This window comes from Pseudomonas sp. PDM05, from assembly GCF_014851685.1.
GTDB lineage: Bacteria > Pseudomonadota > Gammaproteobacteria > Pseudomonadales > Pseudomonadaceae > Aquipseudomonas.
This window is the reverse complement of sequence record NZ_JACVAC010000010.1, coordinates 90,523-105,663: the sequence shown is the minus strand read 5'-3', so window position 1 is coordinate 105,663 and position 15,141 is coordinate 90,523. Positions and strand designations below refer to the sequence as shown.

Genomic DNA, 15,141 nt, shown 5'->3' with positions numbered 1-15,141 from the left:
CTGAACTAACCTCCATGTGGGAACAATCCTTCGGGACAGTCAGTCAAACCCATGCTTTCAGCTCTTACATCCAGAGGTTGTTTCAATGAAGATTTCACGCGGTTTCGCCCTTTCCTGCCTGATGACCCTGGCAGCCGGCCCGGTGTTTGCCGCAGGCTTCAGCCTTGGCGATGCAGCCAATGCGATTTCCGGCATGCAAGGTGGCAACAACAAGGCTGCCGCTGCCGCACCGTCGTCCGAGACGGCCGATTTGCTGAGCACACTGACCTCGCAACTGAACATCACCCCCGAGCAAGCCATCGGCGGCACCGGCGCGATGCTCGGCTTGGCCAAGAACAAGCTGAGTGGCAATGACTACTCGCAACTGGGCAACAGCGTGCCGGGCCTGGATCAGCTGTCGGGCAACAATGCCCTGGGCAGCCTCGGCGCCTTGAGCGGGATGCTCGGCCAGGCCGGTGGCAGCAAGACCAGCGGCCTGGACGGCCTGCTGGGTAACGTGAAGAGCACCAACGACCTGAACACCGCGTTCGGCGCCCTGGGTATGGACAGCGGCATGATCGGCCAGTTTGCCCCGGTGATCCTGCAGTTCCTGGGCGGCCAGGGTGCCAACGAATCGTTGCTGGGCAAATTGGCCCAGGCGTGGGGCACCGGCAGCTAAGAACGCTCTGCGCGCAGTTGTTCGATGCGCGCATCTTTCTCGTTCCAGAGCTGGTTCACCCAGTTCTGGACGGTCTGGCGAAACGCCGGATCGTTCTCGTAATCCCCCTGCCACAACGCCGGGTCCAACTCACGGGTACGGATGTCGATGATCACTTCTGGCACCGCGCCGCTGATCAAATCCCAGAATCCCGGAATCTCTTGCTGTGGATACACCACGGTCACATCGAGGATCGCGTCCAGCTGTTCGCCCATCGCCGCCAGCACAAAGGCCACGCCGCCCGCCTTGGGCTTGAGCAGGCGCCTGAACGGTGAGTCCTGCTGCTGGCGCTTGGCCTCGTTGAAGCGCGTGCCTTCCAGGTAATTGACCACCGTCACCGGCTGGCGCTTGAACAATTCACAGGCCTGTTTGGTGATTTGCAGATCCTGCCCGGCCAGTTCCGGATGCTTGGCCAGGAACGCCTTGCTGTAGCGCTTCATGAACGGGTAATCCAGCGCCCACCAGGCCAGGCCGAGGAACGGCACCCAGATCAGCTCTTTTTTCAGGAAGAATTTGAAGAACGGCGTGCGCCGGTTGAGGGCCTGGATCAGCGCCGGGATGTCCACCCAGGATTGGTGGTTGCTGATCACCAGGTAGGAGGTGTCGCGACGCAGGTCGTCGCCGCCGCGAATATCCCAGCGGGTGGGGATGCAGCGCGCGAAGATCAGTTTGTCGATCTCGGCCCAGGTCTCGGCGATCCACATCACCGCCCAGGACATAGAGTCGCGAGAACGGCCAGGGGCGACCAGCTTGAGCAAGGCAAACACCATCAACGGACCGATCAGGACCAGGGTGTTGAGCAATAGCAGCAGTGTGACCAGACAGCCGGTGAGCAGGCGGCGCATAAGCAACTCTTGGGATCTTGTGGGCGGGCCATGATAAGAGAGCTGAGTCTAGAGACCAAATCGCAAAGTATCGGACGAATGTTTCACAATGTGCCGGGTATGGTTCCGGTGAGCTAACTAAGTGCCGCGCGTGCGGTCTAGAATCCGCCTACTTCTTTCCGAGGACATGCCTTCGTGAAACTTCTATTTGCCTCGCTTGCCCTGGTTGCCTTGCCGGTCATGGCTGCTGAACCGACCCTTTACGGTCGCTACGAATACATCCAGTTGCCGGAGATCGGCCAAACCTTCAAGGCCAAGATGGACACTGGCGCGCTCACCGCTTCGCTGTCGGCCCGTGACATCGAAACCTTCCAGCGCGATGGCGATGACTGGGTACGTTTCCGCCTCGGCGGCAAGGATGCGTCGGACAAAGTCTACGAGCACAAGGTCGCGCGGATCAGCAAGATCAAGAGCCGCGCCGACGAAGATGACGAGAAGGACGAACCCGCCGTGGCCAAGCGCCCGGTGATCGACCTGGAAATGTGCCTGGGCAACGTCAAGCGCACCGTCGAGGTCAACCTCACCGACCGCAGTAGCTTCAACTACCCGCTGCTGATCGGTGCCAAGGCCCTGCGTGAATTCGGCGCTGCGGTAAACCCGGCCCGTCGTTACACTGCCGACAAACCGGACTGCTGACAGAGCCCCATGCCCCACATCCTGATTGTCGAAGACGAAGCGGCGATAGCCGATACGCTGCTGTTTGCCCTGCAAGGCGAGGGTTTCACCACCACCTGGCTGAGCCTCGGCCAGGAGGCGCTGGCCTATCAGCGCCAGACCCCGGCTGACCTGATCATCCTCGACATCGGCCTGCCGGACATCACCGGCTTTGAAACCTGCAAGCAATTGCGCCGCTTCAGCGAAGTGCCGGTGATGTTCCTCAGTGCCCGTGACGGCGAGATCGATCGGGTGGTGGGCCTGGAAATCGGCGCCGATGATTATGTGGTCAAGCCGTTCAGCCCGCGGGAAGTGGCGGCGCGAGTGCGGGCGATCCTCAAGCGTGTAGGGCCCGCTGTCGCGCCGGCGGTGTTTCAGGTGGACCTGGAACGCATGCAGATCAACTATCGCGGTCAGCCCCTGAGCCTGACGCGGCACGAATTCCGTTTGTTGCAAAGCCTGCTGGAACAGCCCGAGCGTGTGTTCAGCCGCGAGCAATTGTTGGACGCGGTCGGCGTGGCCGCGGATGCCGGTTACGAACGCAATATCGACAGCCATATCAAAAGCCTGCGCAGCAAGTTGCGCAGCGTCGCCGCCGAGGCCGAGCCGATCCAGACCCATCGCGGCCTCGGCTACAGCTACAGCCCGAGCCACAGCTGATGCGCCTGGGGCTACGGATTTTCTTGGTATACGCGCTGTTTATCGGCCTGACCGGTTATTTCGTGCTCAGCACGGTGATGAAGGAAATCCGCCCCGGCGTGCGTCAGTCCACCGAGGAAACCCTGGTGGACACCGCCAACCTGCTCGCCGAGATCCTGCGCGATGACGTGAAAAACGGCACCCTTGGCCAAAGCCACTGGCCCGAATTGCTCAAGGCCTATGGCAACCGCCAGCCAGGGGCGACCATCTGGGGGCTGCCGAAAAACCAGGTCAACCACCGCATCTACGTGACCGATGCCAAGGGCACCGTGCTGCTCGACTCCACGGGCGAAGCGGTGGGCCAGGATTACTCCAAATGGAACGACGTGTACCTGACCCTGCGCGGCGAGTACGGCGCCCGCTCCACCCGCAGCGCAGCGGATGACGCCGCGTCGTCGGTGATGCACGTCGGTGCGCCGATCCGCGACAACGGCCAGATCATCGGCGTGGTCACCGTGGCCAAGCCCAACAGTTCGTTGCAGCCCTATGTGGACCGCACCGAGCGGCGCTTGCTGTGGTACGGCGCCGGCCTGGTGGTGCTGGGCCTGTTGCTCGGGGCGTTGCTGTCGTGGTGGCTGAGCGTGGCCCTGCGTCGGCTCACGGCCTACGCAGAGGCGGTCAGCGAAGGTCGGCGGGCCGAGTTGCCGCATTACCGGGGCGGCGAGCTCAAGCAGCTGTCCACCGCCGTGGAGCACATGCGCACGCAGTTGGAGGGCAAGGCCTACGTCGAACATTACGTGCACACCCTGACCCACGAACTGAAAAGCCCGCTGGCGGCGATTCGCGGCGCGGCGGAGCTGTTGCAGGGCGACATGAGCCGCGAGCAGCAGCAGCGCTTTGTCGGCAATATCGACAGCGAAAGCGCGCGCTTGCAGCAGTTGATCGAACGCCTGCTGAACCTGGCGCAAGTCGAGCAACGCCAGGGGCTGGAAGAGCAGGCGCAGATTCCGCTGGCGACTATGGTCGAGGACGTGCTCAAGGCCCAATGTGCGCGGATCGAAGGCGCGGGCCTGCATGTCGAGCAACGGATAACGGCGGATGTGAAGGTGTATGGCGAACCCTTCCTGCTGCGCCAGGCCCTCGGCAACCTGCTGGACAACGCCTTGGACTTCACCCCGCCCGGTGGGGTGTTGCGGTTCAGCGCGCAGGTGCAGCACAACGCTGTGCACGTCAGCCTGTTCAACCAGGCCGCACCGATTCCCGACTATGCCCTGCCGCGCCTGAGCGAGCGTTTCTACTCGCTGCCACGCCCGGCCAGCGGGCGCAAAAGCACCGGCCTGGGCCTCAACTTTGTCGAAGAAGTGATGAAGCTGCACGGCGGCGCGTTGCAGATCGGCAATGTGCAAGGTGGGGTGAACGTGGTGCTGCATCTCCACACAGTCTCCACAGTGCCCACATAAATCTCCCACACAGGCTGCCCAGACTCTCCCCATCAAAACAGGGAGAGTCCCATGAACCGCAGTCTGCTTTTCAAACTTGGCGCGATTGCGCTGCTGATGCTGGTGTTGCTGATTCCACTGCTGATGATCAACGGCATCATCGGTGATCGCCAAAACACTCGCGATGCCGTGCTGGATGACATCGCCCGCAGCTCCAGCTACAGCCAGCGTCTGACTGGCCCGTTAATGGTGGTGCCGTACCGCAAGACTGTGCGCGAGTGGAAGCTCAATGAAAAACTCAACAAACGCTACGAAGTCACCCGTGAAGAGCGCGGCCGTTTGTACTTCCTGCCGGACCGCTTCGAACTCGACGGCAAGGTGCAGACCGAACTGCGCGCCCGTGGCATCTACCAGGCGCGGCTGTTCCATGCCGACAACCGTATCAGCGGGCATTTTGAACTGCCGGCACAACTGGGCATCACCGAAGACTTTGCCGACTACCGCTTTGAACCGGCGTTCCTGGCGGTGGGTATCAGCGATATTCGTGGCATCGAGAACTCGCTGAAACTGGAACTGGGCAGCCAGCGCCTGGACTTCGAACCGGGCTCCCAAGTCGACTGGCTGGGCGAGGGCGTGCACGTGGCGCTGCCGGAGCAGGACAGTAAAAAACCTTATGTCGTGACCTTCGCTTTCGACCTGCGCCTGCAAGGCACCGAACAACTGCAAGTGGTGCCGGTGGGCAAGGTCAGCCAAGTGTCGCTCGCCTCCAACTGGCCGCATCCGAGCTTTATCGGCAACTTCCTGCCGGCCCAGCGTGACGTCACCGATCAGGGCTTCAGCGCCAACTGGCAGACCTCATTCTTTTCCACCAACCTTGAGCAGGCGCTGCAAAGTTGCCTGGACGGGCAGGGCTGCAAGGACTTCAACAACCGCAGCTTCGGCGTCAACTTCATCGACCCGGTGGACCAGTACCTCAAGAGCGACCGCGCGATCAAATATGCGCTGCTGTTTATCGCCCTGACTTTTGCCGGCTTCTTTCTGTTTGAAGTGCTCAAGAGCCTGGCAGTGCACCCGGTGCAGTACGCGTTGGTGGGCTTTGCGCTGGCGTTTTTCTACCTGCTGCTGTTGTCGTTGTCCGAGCACATCGGCTTTGCCCTGGCTTACCTGATCTCGGCGAGTGCCTGCGTGTTGTTGATCGGTTTCTACGTGTGCCATGTGCTGCGCAGCGTCAGCCACGGGCTGGGGTTTTCGGCGGGGTTGGCGGCGTTGTATGCCTTGCTCTACGGGCTGTTGAGTGCCGAGGATTACGCGCTGCTGATGGGCTCGCTGTTGCTGTTTGGGTTGCTGGGCACGGTGATGGTGCTGACGCGCAAACTGGATTGGTATGGCGTGGGCAAGCGCAAGGCGGTGGAGCCGTTGCAGTTCGATCTGGAGGCGGTGCAATGATTGGGTTAAGGGAAGATCAGCAGATGAAGGCGAGGCTAGTCAACTTCCTCAACCACACCACTGGACAATGTGGGAGCGGGCTTGCTCGCGAAAGCGGTGGGTCAGTCAATGAATCCGTTACTGATAGACCGCATTCGCGAGCAAGTCGAATCGTCGCACCGCCGCTCCTACAGGGGAATGTCGGTGGGGGTTAGGCGGGAGGTTGGGTTTCAAGCATCGAGGGACGCTGGCTGACCTCGGCGTACCAGGCGGCGAGCTTCGGGTTGTCGAGGCGCCATTGCAGGTCCGGGTGGCGGAAGTCCAGGTAACCCAGGGCACACGCCACACTGATCGCCGCGATATCGAAATGGCTGGCCAGCTCCGCAATCGCATCCGCTTCCAACTCGGCCACGCTGCGCCGGATCTTGTTGCGCTGCTCATCCAGCCACTGGTCCCAATGCTTCTGCACCGGGCGCATCGCGGTCTCGTAGCGCACCAGCACGGCGGCATCCATGATGCCGTCGGCCATTGAGGCCAGGGTCAGGCGGCGCCAGCGGGCGGAGCCGTCGCGGGGGATCAGCGGGTTGCCGACGTGCTGGTGGTCGAGGTAATCGAGGATCACCCGGCTGTCGTGCAGCATCGAACCGTCGGCCAGGCGCAGGGCCGGGATCTTGCCCACGGGGTTGCCTTGCACCACTTGCAGGTCGGGCTGGACCGGCGTCGGCAGGGTGGCTTGCAGCGCCACGCGGTCCTGTTGGCCGGTTTCGATCAGCAGCACGCGGACCTTGCGCACGAAGGGCGAGGCGGGGTTGTGGAACAGGGTCATGGTGGACATGGGTATTCCTCAAGATGGCAGCGGCTAGCCTAGAGGCATTTGTGGTGTTTTTGAAGGCCTCTTCGCGAGCAAGCCCGCTCCCACATTTGACCCCATTTTGTCAGGCGGATCGCGGTCGAATGTGGGAGCGGGCTTGCTCGCGAAAGCGCCATCAGCTACGCCGCTTAAACAACCCCCAAGTGCCAAGCGCCGCCGGCACCCCCAACCCCACCCAACTCAACGAATCCCACCACCCATCCCCCAGCAACGCCGCAAACAACCCGGCTGCACTCAGCACGCCAATCCCCAAGGGAATGCCAAACACCTTCCAGAAACTCGACTGTCTTGGCTTCATGTCTTGCGCCTGACGATCCACAGGTAAATACCGCTGAGCAACACGATGATGGTCAGCACATCCAGCACAGCCCACAAAATCTTCATCGGCATGCCGCCGTAGTCGCCAAAGTGCAGCGGCTGGGACATGCCCATGGCGTCCATGTACCACGGCCGCTCGGCGATGGCGGTGACAGCCAGGGTACTGGCGTCGATCAGCACCGGCGTGAGCAGGTGCGAGGTCAGGTGCGTGCTGCCCTTCATGAACACCGCGTAGTGGTGCTCGCTGGAAAAGCGCGTGCCGGGGAAGGCGATAAAGTCTGGCTGCATGCCCGGTGCGGCCTTGGCGGCGATGGTCAGCAAGTCCGTTGCCGGGGCGCGCTGGGTCAAGGGCGGGGCGTTTTTGTAGGGTTCGATCATGGCGCCGAGGCTGTCCTGGCGCCAGGCGGCGATGATCAGGTCGGCGCAGGCGCTGATCACGCCGGTGACGCCGACCACCAGGGCCCAGGTCAGGGTCACCACGCCGATCAGGTTATGCAGGTCGAGCCAGCGCAGGCGTGTGGATTTGTCGTGGCGCACCGTGGCGAACCTCAGGCGGCGCATGAACGGCAGGTACAACACCGTGCCCGAGATGATCGCCAGCACAAACAGAATGCCCATGAACGCCAGCAACAACTTGCCCGGCAGCCCGGCGAACATATCCACATGCAGACGCAGCAGGAACAGGGTGAAGCCGCCATTTGCCGACGGCATCTGCACCGCATCACCCGTACGCGCATCCAGCATGAAGGTGTGCGACGAATTGGGTTCGGTACCGGCAGTGGCGGCCATGATCGCGATCACACCGTTCGGGTCGTCCTCGTCCCAGGCCAGGTACTGCATGGCCTCGCCGGGGCGATGGGCCTGGGCCTTGGCCACCAGCTGTTCGAGGTTGAGCCGCGGCGTATCGGCGGGCATCTGCGCCAGTGCCGGCTCGTTGCCCAGCAGGTGGTCGATCTCGTGGTGGAACACCAGCGGCAGGCCGGTGAGGGCAAGCAGCAGCAGGAATACGGTGCAGATCAGGCTGGTCCAGGTGTGGACGAAGGACCAGCGGCGGATAGTGGTGCTTTTCATTTTCCAACCTTCAGACATGCCGAGGCCGCCCACTGGGGGGCGGCCCGGCTGTTAACTCAGCCGATCACCACTGGTAGGTGGCGCTGGCAACGACGCTGCGTTGGTCGCCGAAGTAGCAATAGTTGGCGTCACAGGTCGACAGGTAGTCCTTGTTGAACAGGTTGGTGGCGTTGAGCTTCACCGATGCGCCCTTGAGGGCGTTGTCCAGGCGGCCGAGGTCGTAATGCACCGAACCGTCGAACACGGTGTAGGCGTTGGCCTTGCCCAGCCAGGTGTTGGCCTGGTCGCCATAGGTGTTGCCGGTGTAACGCGCACCAAAGCCGACGCCGAAACCATCGAGTGGGCCTGTGTGCCACGTGTAGTCAGTCCACAGCGAGGCTTGCTGGTTGGGCATCAAGGTCAGGCGGTTGCCTTTGTAGATGCCTTTTTGCACCTCGGACTTGGCCAGGGTGTAAGCGGCGATGACCTTGAGGTTCTCGGTCACGTCAGACACGGCTTCCAGCTCCAGGCCCTTGACCTTCACTTCGCCGGTCTGGCTGTTGATCTGCTGGTTGCCAGCGCCAAGGGTGGTCACTTGCACGTTCTTCTGGGTCAGATCGTAGACCGCCGCCGTCAGCAGCGTGTTGGAACCGGGCGGCTGATACTTGACGCCCATTTCCCACTGTTTGCCTTCGGTCGGTTTGAAGGTCTTGGCCGCACTGGTATCGGCGTTGCTTGCCGGTTGGAACGATTCGGCGTAGGACAAGTACGGTACGAAGCCCGAATCGAACACATAGCTCAGCGCTGCGTTGCCGCTGAAGTGTTTGATGCGGTCGGTGTTGGTCGCATCGCTGCCGTTGAAGTAAGTGGTGGCCTGATGCACCCAGTCTTCACGCCCGCCCAGGGTCAGGCGCCATTTGTCCAGGGCCATCTGGTCCTGTACGTAGAGGCCGGTCTGCACGGTTTTCTGGTTGTAGTCGTAGAACGGCCGGACGTCGGTCGGGCGTACCGTCGGCGTGGTATTGACCGGGTTGAAGATGTTGATACCCGAAGCGGTGCCGTAAATCGCGCGGTAGGACGTATCGGTACGCTGGTGGTCCAGGCCCAGCAGCAAGGTGTGGATCACGTCGCCAGTGGCGAAGTCGGCCTGGAAGTTGTTGTCCACCGCAAACTGGCCGATGTTCTCGTCCACATTGGTGGTCGAACGGCTGATATTGCCCGCGGCATCCGCCGGCGAATAGGCATAGGAGCCCACAGTCAGCTGCTGGAACGATAATTCCGACTTGGTGTAGCGCAGGTTCTGCTTGAACTGCCACGTATCGTTGAAACGGTGTTCGAAGGCATAACCCAGCGCGTAGTAGGTACGGTCGTAGAACTCGTAGTCCGGGTCGCCCAGGTTCTTGTGATGGGACACTTCGCCCAGCGGCGATTTGATCTTGGTGCCCTGGATCGGCATGAACTGGCTGGTGGTGCCGGTATCGTCGCGGGTGAACTGCGAGAGCAAGGTCAGCTTGGTGTCGGGGTCGACGTTCCAGGTCAGGCTGGGGGCGATGTTGTAGCGCTTGTTATCGATATGATCGACCTGAGTGCCGGCATCGCGTACCACGCCGCTGAGGCCGTAGAGGAACTGGCCTTCATCGTCGATCTTGCCGGTGCTGGCGAAGTTGATCTGGCGGTAGTTGTCGCTGCCGTATTGCACTTGGACGGCATGGCTCGATTCTTCGCTGGGACGGCGGCTGACCATGTCCAGGAGGCCTCCCGGTGGCGTCTGGCCGTACACCGACGACGCGGGGCCGCGCAGCAGGGCGAGGCGGTCGAGGTTCCAGGTCTCGGCCTTCGGGTTGGCGTAGACGCCGCGCGGCAGTGGCAGGCCGTCGAGGAACTGGGTCGGTTCGAAGCCGCGTACACGCATCCAGTCGTAGCGGGTGTCGCTGCCGTAGCTCGCGGAAACGATACCGGGCATGTATTTGACCGCGTCATCCAGGTTCTGCACGTTGCGGTCTTGCATCTGCTGGCGGGTGGCGACGGAAATCGAGCGCGGCGCCTCGACCAGGGCGGTATCGGTCTTGGTCCCGGCAGCGGTGCGCGTTGCGACATACCCGTCCACCGGGCCCCAGGCGCTTTCATAGCTGCCTTGGCCAATGATATTGGTCTGCGGCAACGCCACTACACCCTCCGGGATTGCCACCAGCGTGTACGTGCCGGCGCTGCTCTGTTCCAACTGCAAGCCCGTGCCGCGCAGGGCTTCGCGCAGTGCGCCCGGTGCATCGAACTGGCCTTGGACCGGGGCCGAGGTCTTGCCGGCGGCGAGTGCCGGGTTGAGGGTCAGGGCCAGGCCCGCTTGGCTGGCGATCTGGTTCAGGGTGGCCGCCAGGGGCGCCGCCGGCAGGTTGTAGGCACGCACGCTGGAGGCCTGTTCGGCGGCGATCAGCAAGGGGCTGGCCAGCGGGGTACCGAGGGCGATGGCCACGGCTAACAGGCTGGGGCGCAGCAGGGTGTCTAGCGTGCGGGACATGGGGTGGCTCCTGAATGGAAATATTTCTCAATTGCCTAGGTGCCGAACGAGAATCGAAAAGTGATAGGGCTGGGGAAAAATATTTTTTGGGGCGTTCTTGAGGGCCCCATCGCAGGCAAGCCAGCTCCCACCTTTGACTGTGTTCACAAATCAAATGTGGGAGCTGGCTTGCCTGCGATGGCAATCGCCCAGGCACCGCAGAACCTAAGGCTTGGCGCTGACCGTCAGCCACCACGGCGTAAGCTGCTCGATCTGAACCGGCAAAGTCGGCAGCAGCGCATTCAACGCCAGGGTTGTGTCATGCAGCGGGAAGCTGCCGGTGATCCGCAGGTCGGCCACATTGTTATCCACGCCCAGGTGCCCGGTGCGATAACGGCTGAGTTCCTCGATCACATCCCCCAGGCGAGCGTTGTCGACCACCAGCATGCCGCGCGTCCAGGCGTCGGTAGCCGGGGTGACGGCCAACGTAGGGCCCAGCCCGTCGCTGCGCATCAGCACTTGCTGGCCTTCCTTGAACACCTGTTCGTGCGGCGAGGTTTCGGGCTGGGCGCCGACGGCCGATTGCAGCACGCTCAAGCGCGTGGCGTGGTCTTCGCGCTTGACGATAAACCGCGTGCCCAGCGCCCGCAGGCTGCCGTCGCGGGTCTGCACATAGAACGGCCGCGCGTCGTTGTGGCCGGTTTCGACGAGGATTTCGCCGTCCTGCAACACAATCAGCCGGCGCTTTTCATCGAAGCGTACGTCGATGGCGCTGTGGGTGTTGAGGTTGATCAGCGTGCCGTCCGGCAACTTCAGCGTGCGCTGCTCGCCAGTGGCGGTGCGTTGGTCGGCCAGCCAATAGTGGATCGGTACGTAGCGTTCGCCGGCGAACAACGCCAGGCCGATGACCAGCGCGATGCTTGCCAGCCCGCTGCCGAGCTTGCGCACCCGCTGGCGAATGCCCTCGCGGGACTGCAACAACGCCACCCGCGCCGGGCCCGAGGCGGCACTGAAACGCTGGTCGAGCATGCCCAACTGGCGCCAGGCGCGGGCGTGTTCTTCGTCGCTGGCCAGCCATTTATCGAACTCTTCGCGCTCAACCGGGCTGCCGTCGCCGGAATCGAGGGACAGTTGCCAGGCAATCGCCGCGTCCAGCACGCGGGACGACACCGGTTTGGAACTGATCGTGTTCACTGCGGCTCGCCGTACAGCGCGACGTAGCACTGGCGAATGCCCTGGGCCAGGTACTGGCGCACGCGCGGCACCGACACGCCGAGGCGCTGGGCGATTTCGGCGTGGCCGAGGCCGTCGAGGCGGTTATAGAGGAAGGCGGCGCGGGCCTTGCTCGACAGCTTGCCGAGCAGGCGGTCGATGGCCTTGAGGTCTTCGAGGATCAGTTGCTGTTCTTCCGGCGAGGGGTGTTCGCTTTCCGGGATCAGCATCAGTTCGGTGAGATAGGCCTGTTCCAGTGCGGCGCGGCGGAAGTAGTCGAACAGCAGGCCCTTGGCGATGGCCACCAGGAACGCCCGTGGCTCGCGCGGTTCGCGCAGTTCGTCACGGCCGAGCAGGCGCATGAACGTGTCCTGGCTCAGGTCTTCGGCACGGCTCGGGCAGGCCACGTTGCGTCGCAGCCAGGCCAGCAGCCAGCCGCGATGGTCGCGATACAACGCGCCAACAAGCTCACTGCGTGGGGTCTGGATCGACGACAAGGATCACCTGGCAAACAAAACGTTTAAACTAACGAGAATTATTCGCGATTGTGTCAGAGCCGTAGGGTGGACGCAATTGGCGTCTGTCGGGCGGTGCTATTAAAACGATGGCGCTTGTTTACGCCGTTTCCATTGGCTTAAACGCTCTTGCAGGGCGTGGGGCGTGTCGATGAACTGCTGGCGCGCGCGGCTGAACAAGATGAGCATCAACTCGGCCGTGGCCAGGGCATCGGCGCTGGCGTGGTGGCGTTCGCCGACCTGCAAATTGAAGTGGCTGATCCAGTCGTCCAGCCCGGCCTCGCGGATATGCGCTCCAGGGCACAGCAGCGGGGCGATGTCGGCCACGTCGAGGAACGGGTGGGTCAGGCGGTAACCCAGGCTGTCCTTGAGCGCCCGGCACAGCATGTGTTGATCGAATGGCGCGTGGAACGCGAGCAACGGGCTGTCGCCGACAAACGCCATGAACTCCAACAGCGCTTCCACCGGATCACTGCCGGCGGCAATTGCACTGGGACCGAGGCCGTGGATCAACACGCTGGGGCTGAGTTTGGTCTCGGCCCGTTGCAGGGTGCGTTCAAACATCTGTGAGAAATCCACCGCGCCGTCTTCGATCACCACTGCGCCGATGGACAGCACCTGATCGCGGTTGAGGTTCAGGCCGCTGGTTTCCAGGTCGACGACCACCCAGCGTTGCGTGCGCAAGGCGTTATTGCCCAGCGCCGCGGGCTCCGGCAGTTGCGCCAGGCGTTGTAGTTGCGTGCTGTCGAGGCCAGGCTTTTTCGCACGCAGCCAACTGAACAAACTCACAGCTGATACCGCAACGTCAGGCTGCTTTGCAGGCGTTGGGCCTGGCGCAGGGATTCGCGCAGGATGCGTCGGTCCAGGTGGTTGAGGCTGTCGGGGTCGACGCGATTGGAATACGCCTGGTTTTCCCGGGTCTGCAACTGGTGCTGCTGCATGCGGGTTTGCTGGATGAAGTGATACGCCTCTTCATAGGCGGCGCCGTCCAGCGGCTCGATGATTTCCTTGAGCACCAGTTGGCGCAGGCGCTCCAGGGTGTTGTTGGCGTGGATGCCATTGGCCAGGGCCAGCAGGCGCGCACCATCGACGAAAGGCGTGAGGCCCTGCACCTTGAGATCCAGCATGGCCTTTTCGCCACCTTTGCGTGTGAGCACAAAATCGCGGAAACGTCCTACGGGCGGACGCTGGCGCAAGGCGTTCTCGGCCAGCATGCGTTGGAACAGCCGGTTATCCCCAACCTGATCGAGAATGCCCTGGCGCAGTTGTTCACAGCCGCGTTCATCGCCCCACACCACGCGCAGGTCGAAGTAAATACTGGAGCCGAGCAGGTTCTCCGGGGTCGCCTCGCGGATAAACGCCGCGAAACGCCGCGCCCATTCGGCCCGCGACAGGCACAGCTCGGGGTTGCCGGCCATGATATTGCCCTTGCACAGGCTGAAGCCGCACAGCGCCAGGCTCTGGTTGATCTGCTGCGCCAACGGCAACAGTTGGGCGCGGATCTGTGCGGCTTCGGCGGCGTCCTTGGCCTCGAACAGGATGCCGTTGTCCTGGTCGGTATACAGCGTCTGTTCGCGGCGGCCTTCGCTGCCAAAACACAGCCAACTGAAGGGCACGCCGGGGTCGCCTCTTTCGGCCAGAGTCAGTTCGATCACCCGGCACACGGTGTGATCGTTGAGCAGGGTAATGATGTGGGTGATCTGGGTGGACGACGCGCCATGGGCCAGCATGCGCTCGACCAACTGGCCGATCTCGCCGCGAATCGCCACCAGGTTGTCGACCCGGGGCGCGTTGCGGATGGTGCGGGCCAGGTGCACCAGGTCTACCCGTTGCAGGGAAAACAGGTCGCGCTCGGATACCACGCCACACAGGCGTTGCTCCTTGACCAGGCAGACGTGGGCGATATGTCGCTCGGTCATGGCGATGGCGGCGTCGAATGCACTGTGGTCTGGCGTCAGATAGAACGGCGCCTGGGTCATATGGCGTTCGATGGCCTGGTTGAAATCACTGGTGCCGTCGGCCACCACCTGACGCAGGTCGCGCAGGGTGAAAATCCCCAGCGGCGCCTTGTGCTCGTCGACGATCACGATGCTGCCGACCTGTTGCTCATGCATCAGCGTCACGGCTTCGCGTAGCGGCGTGGTGGGGCTGCACGTTACCGGATGGCGCATGGCCAACTCGCCGAGGCGGGTGTTCAGGGAGTATTGGGTGCCGAGGGTTTCCACGGCTTTTTGCTGGACTTGCTGGTTGACCTGATCCAGCAGACTGCTCACGCCGCGTAGGGCAAAGTCGCGAAACGGGCTGGAAAGGGCGAACAGTTTGATGAACGCCGGTTTGTTCAGCTGTAGGCAGAAGGTGTCTTCGGCGGCTTTATGCTCGGTGCGGGTAGCCCGTTCACCCAGTAGGGCAGCGAGGGGGAAGCATTCGCCGGTGGTGATTTCGAAGGTGGTTTCGGTCGAGTCCGGGCGTTCGCCGACCACGCGGCCTTGCTTGACGATGTAAAAGTGTTCGACGGGCCCACCCGACGGCTTGAGGATGCTCTCGCCGGGGCCGAAGAAGCGCAGTTGGCATTGCTCCACCAGGAACGCCAGGTGGGCGTTTTCCATCTGGTTGAATGGCGGGAAGCGCTGCAGGAACTGCAAGGTGCCGTGGATATTCTGTAGTACGGCAGTTTTCCCCGCCTGGGCGAAGGCATCAGCTTTACTCATGACAGTGACCGCATTTTTTTGTCGTTATCGGTCTGCATGGTCGACTCCTGCGCTGCGGGTGCCCATTGGACGTAAGTCTAGGTCGATACAAGCGGCGTAAACCTAGGGCAAAACCTTAGATGAGGATCGTGCAAAACCCGTAGAACGCCCACTAGGCAAACTTTCCGACGAAGTGCACATTGTTCGTCCGTGCGCCGATGTCTGACGAATGTGCCGGGAGCTGGATGAGAACTGC

At 62.4% G+C, this 15,141-nt stretch carries 14 protein-coding genes; 5 read left to right on the top strand and 9 right to left on the bottom strand.

Annotated features, from left to right (window positions below; genetic code table 11):
- Nucleotides 1–85: 85 nt before the first annotated feature.
- Entirely contained in the window at nt 86–658 is a 573-nt protein-coding gene (locus tag IB241_RS19540) for a DUF2780 domain-containing protein (protein ID WP_192299855.1), read from the top strand.
- Here IB241_RS19540 and IB241_RS19535 read toward each other — a convergent pair.
- The gene (locus IB241_RS19535; protein WP_192299854.1) at nt 655–1,542 is read right to left on the bottom strand and encodes an acyltransferase; all 888 of its coding nucleotides are present in this window, start codon (nt 1,540–1,542) and stop codon (nt 655–657) included. The two genes, IB241_RS19540 and IB241_RS19535, sit on opposite strands and share 4 nt — an antisense overlap.
- Nucleotides 1,543–1,716: 174 nt before the next feature.
- On the opposite strand from IB241_RS19535, the gene IB241_RS19530 reads away from it, so the two are divergent.
- From IB241_RS19530 to creD, 4 genes are read left to right on the top strand one after another with little or no spacing between them, the layout of a single operon-like run.
- Nucleotides 1,717–2,217, top strand: a complete 501-nt coding sequence (locus IB241_RS19530; protein WP_192299853.1) for an ATP-dependent zinc protease — start codon at nt 1,717–1,719, stop codon at nt 2,215–2,217.
- Nucleotides 2,218–2,226: 9 nt separating this feature from the next.
- Entirely contained in the window at nt 2,227–2,895 is a 669-nt protein-coding gene (gene creB, locus IB241_RS19525; RefSeq protein WP_192299852.1) for a two-component system response regulator CreB, read from the top strand.
- The gene (gene creC / locus IB241_RS19520; protein WP_192299851.1) at nt 2,895–4,334 is read left to right on the top strand and encodes a two-component system sensor histidine kinase CreC; all 1,440 of its coding nucleotides are present in this window, start codon (nt 2,895–2,897) and stop codon (nt 4,332–4,334) included. The genes creB and creC overlap by 1 nt, the downstream gene beginning before the upstream one ends.
- 51 nt (nt 4,335–4,385) lie before the next feature.
- Entirely contained in the window at nt 4,386–5,759 is a 1,374-nt protein-coding gene (creD, locus tag IB241_RS19515) for a cell envelope integrity protein CreD (RefSeq protein ID WP_192299850.1), read from the top strand.
- A gap of 190 nt (nt 5,760–5,949) precedes the next feature.
- Here the strand turns inward: creD and IB241_RS19510 are convergent, their stop codons facing one another.
- From IB241_RS19510 to IB241_RS19475, 8 genes are all read right to left on the bottom strand, one after another.
- Nucleotides 5,950–6,573 carry a glutathione S-transferase family protein gene (locus tag IB241_RS19510; RefSeq protein ID WP_225595612.1) on the bottom strand — a complete coding sequence of 208 codons (624 nt, stop codon included), beginning with the start codon at nt 6,571–6,573 and terminating at the stop codon, nt 5,950–5,952.
- Nucleotides 6,574–6,724: 151 nt separating this feature from the next.
- Nucleotides 6,725–6,907 (bottom strand): hypothetical protein, encoded by a 183-nt coding sequence (locus IB241_RS19505; protein ID WP_192299849.1) that lies wholly within the window; start codon nt 6,905–6,907, stop codon nt 6,725–6,727.
- Nucleotides 6,904–7,998: a PepSY-associated TM helix domain-containing protein gene (locus tag IB241_RS19500; RefSeq protein WP_192299848.1), complete on the bottom strand. Its 1,095-nt coding sequence runs from the start codon at nt 7,996–7,998 to the stop codon at nt 6,904–6,906. The genes IB241_RS19505 and IB241_RS19500 overlap by 4 nt, the downstream gene beginning before the upstream one ends.
- 64 nt (nt 7,999–8,062) lie before the next feature.
- On the bottom strand, nt 8,063–10,492 hold the full coding sequence (locus tag IB241_RS19495) for a TonB-dependent siderophore receptor (RefSeq protein WP_192299847.1): 2,430 nt from the start codon (nt 10,490–10,492) through the stop codon (nt 8,063–8,065).
- A gap of 204 nt (nt 10,493–10,696) precedes the next feature.
- Nucleotides 10,697–11,665 (bottom strand): FecR domain-containing protein, encoded by a 969-nt coding sequence (locus IB241_RS19490; protein ID WP_192299846.1) that lies wholly within the window; start codon nt 11,663–11,665, stop codon nt 10,697–10,699.
- Nucleotides 11,662–12,180: an RNA polymerase sigma factor gene (locus IB241_RS19485; protein ID WP_192299845.1), complete on the bottom strand. Its 519-nt coding sequence runs from the start codon at nt 12,178–12,180 to the stop codon at nt 11,662–11,664. Before IB241_RS19485 ends, IB241_RS19490 begins: the two co-directional genes overlap by 4 nt.
- A gap of 99 nt (nt 12,181–12,279) precedes the next feature.
- A complete protein-coding gene (locus tag IB241_RS19480) occupies nt 12,280–12,987 on the bottom strand; it encodes a PolC-type DNA polymerase III (protein WP_192299844.1) in 708 nt (235 codons plus the stop codon).
- On the bottom strand, nt 12,984–14,906 hold the full coding sequence (locus IB241_RS19475) for a putative nucleotidyltransferase substrate binding domain-containing protein (protein WP_192299843.1): 1,923 nt from the start codon (nt 14,904–14,906) through the stop codon (nt 12,984–12,986). The genes IB241_RS19480 and IB241_RS19475 overlap by 4 nt, the downstream gene beginning before the upstream one ends.
- Nucleotides 14,907–15,141 lie beyond the last annotated feature (235 nt).

What these genes read in the sequence shown, in the direction of transcription:
- creC (WP_192299851.1), top strand. Translation starts at nt 2,895, where the DNA reads ATGCGCCTGGGGCTACGGATTTTCTTGGTATACGCGCTGTTTATCGGC.
- IB241_RS19510 (WP_225595612.1), bottom strand. Translation starts at nt 6,573, where the DNA reads ATGTCCACCATGACCCTGTTCCACAACCCCGCCTCGCCCTTCGTGCGC.
- IB241_RS19505 (WP_192299849.1), bottom strand. Translation starts at nt 6,907, where the DNA reads ATGAAGCCAAGACAGTCGAGTTTCTGGAAGGTGTTTGGCATTCCCTTG.
- IB241_RS19540 (WP_192299855.1), top strand. Translation starts at nt 86, where the DNA reads ATGAAGATTTCACGCGGTTTCGCCCTTTCCTGCCTGATGACCCTGGCA.
- IB241_RS19535 (WP_192299854.1), bottom strand. Translation starts at nt 1,542, where the DNA reads ATGCGCCGCCTGCTCACCGGCTGTCTGGTCACACTGCTGCTATTGCTC.
- creB (WP_192299852.1), top strand. Translation starts at nt 2,227, where the DNA reads ATGCCCCACATCCTGATTGTCGAAGACGAAGCGGCGATAGCCGATACG.
- IB241_RS19500 (WP_192299848.1), bottom strand. Translation starts at nt 7,998, where the DNA reads ATGAAAAGCACCACTATCCGCCGCTGGTCCTTCGTCCACACCTGGACC.
- IB241_RS19495 (WP_192299847.1), bottom strand. Translation starts at nt 10,492, where the DNA reads ATGTCCCGCACGCTAGACACCCTGCTGCGCCCCAGCCTGTTAGCCGTG.
- IB241_RS19475 (WP_192299843.1), bottom strand. Translation starts at nt 14,906, where the DNA reads ATGAGTAAAGCTGATGCCTTCGCCCAGGCGGGGAAAACTGCCGTACTA.
- creD (WP_192299850.1), top strand. Translation starts at nt 4,386, where the DNA reads ATGAACCGCAGTCTGCTTTTCAAACTTGGCGCGATTGCGCTGCTGATG.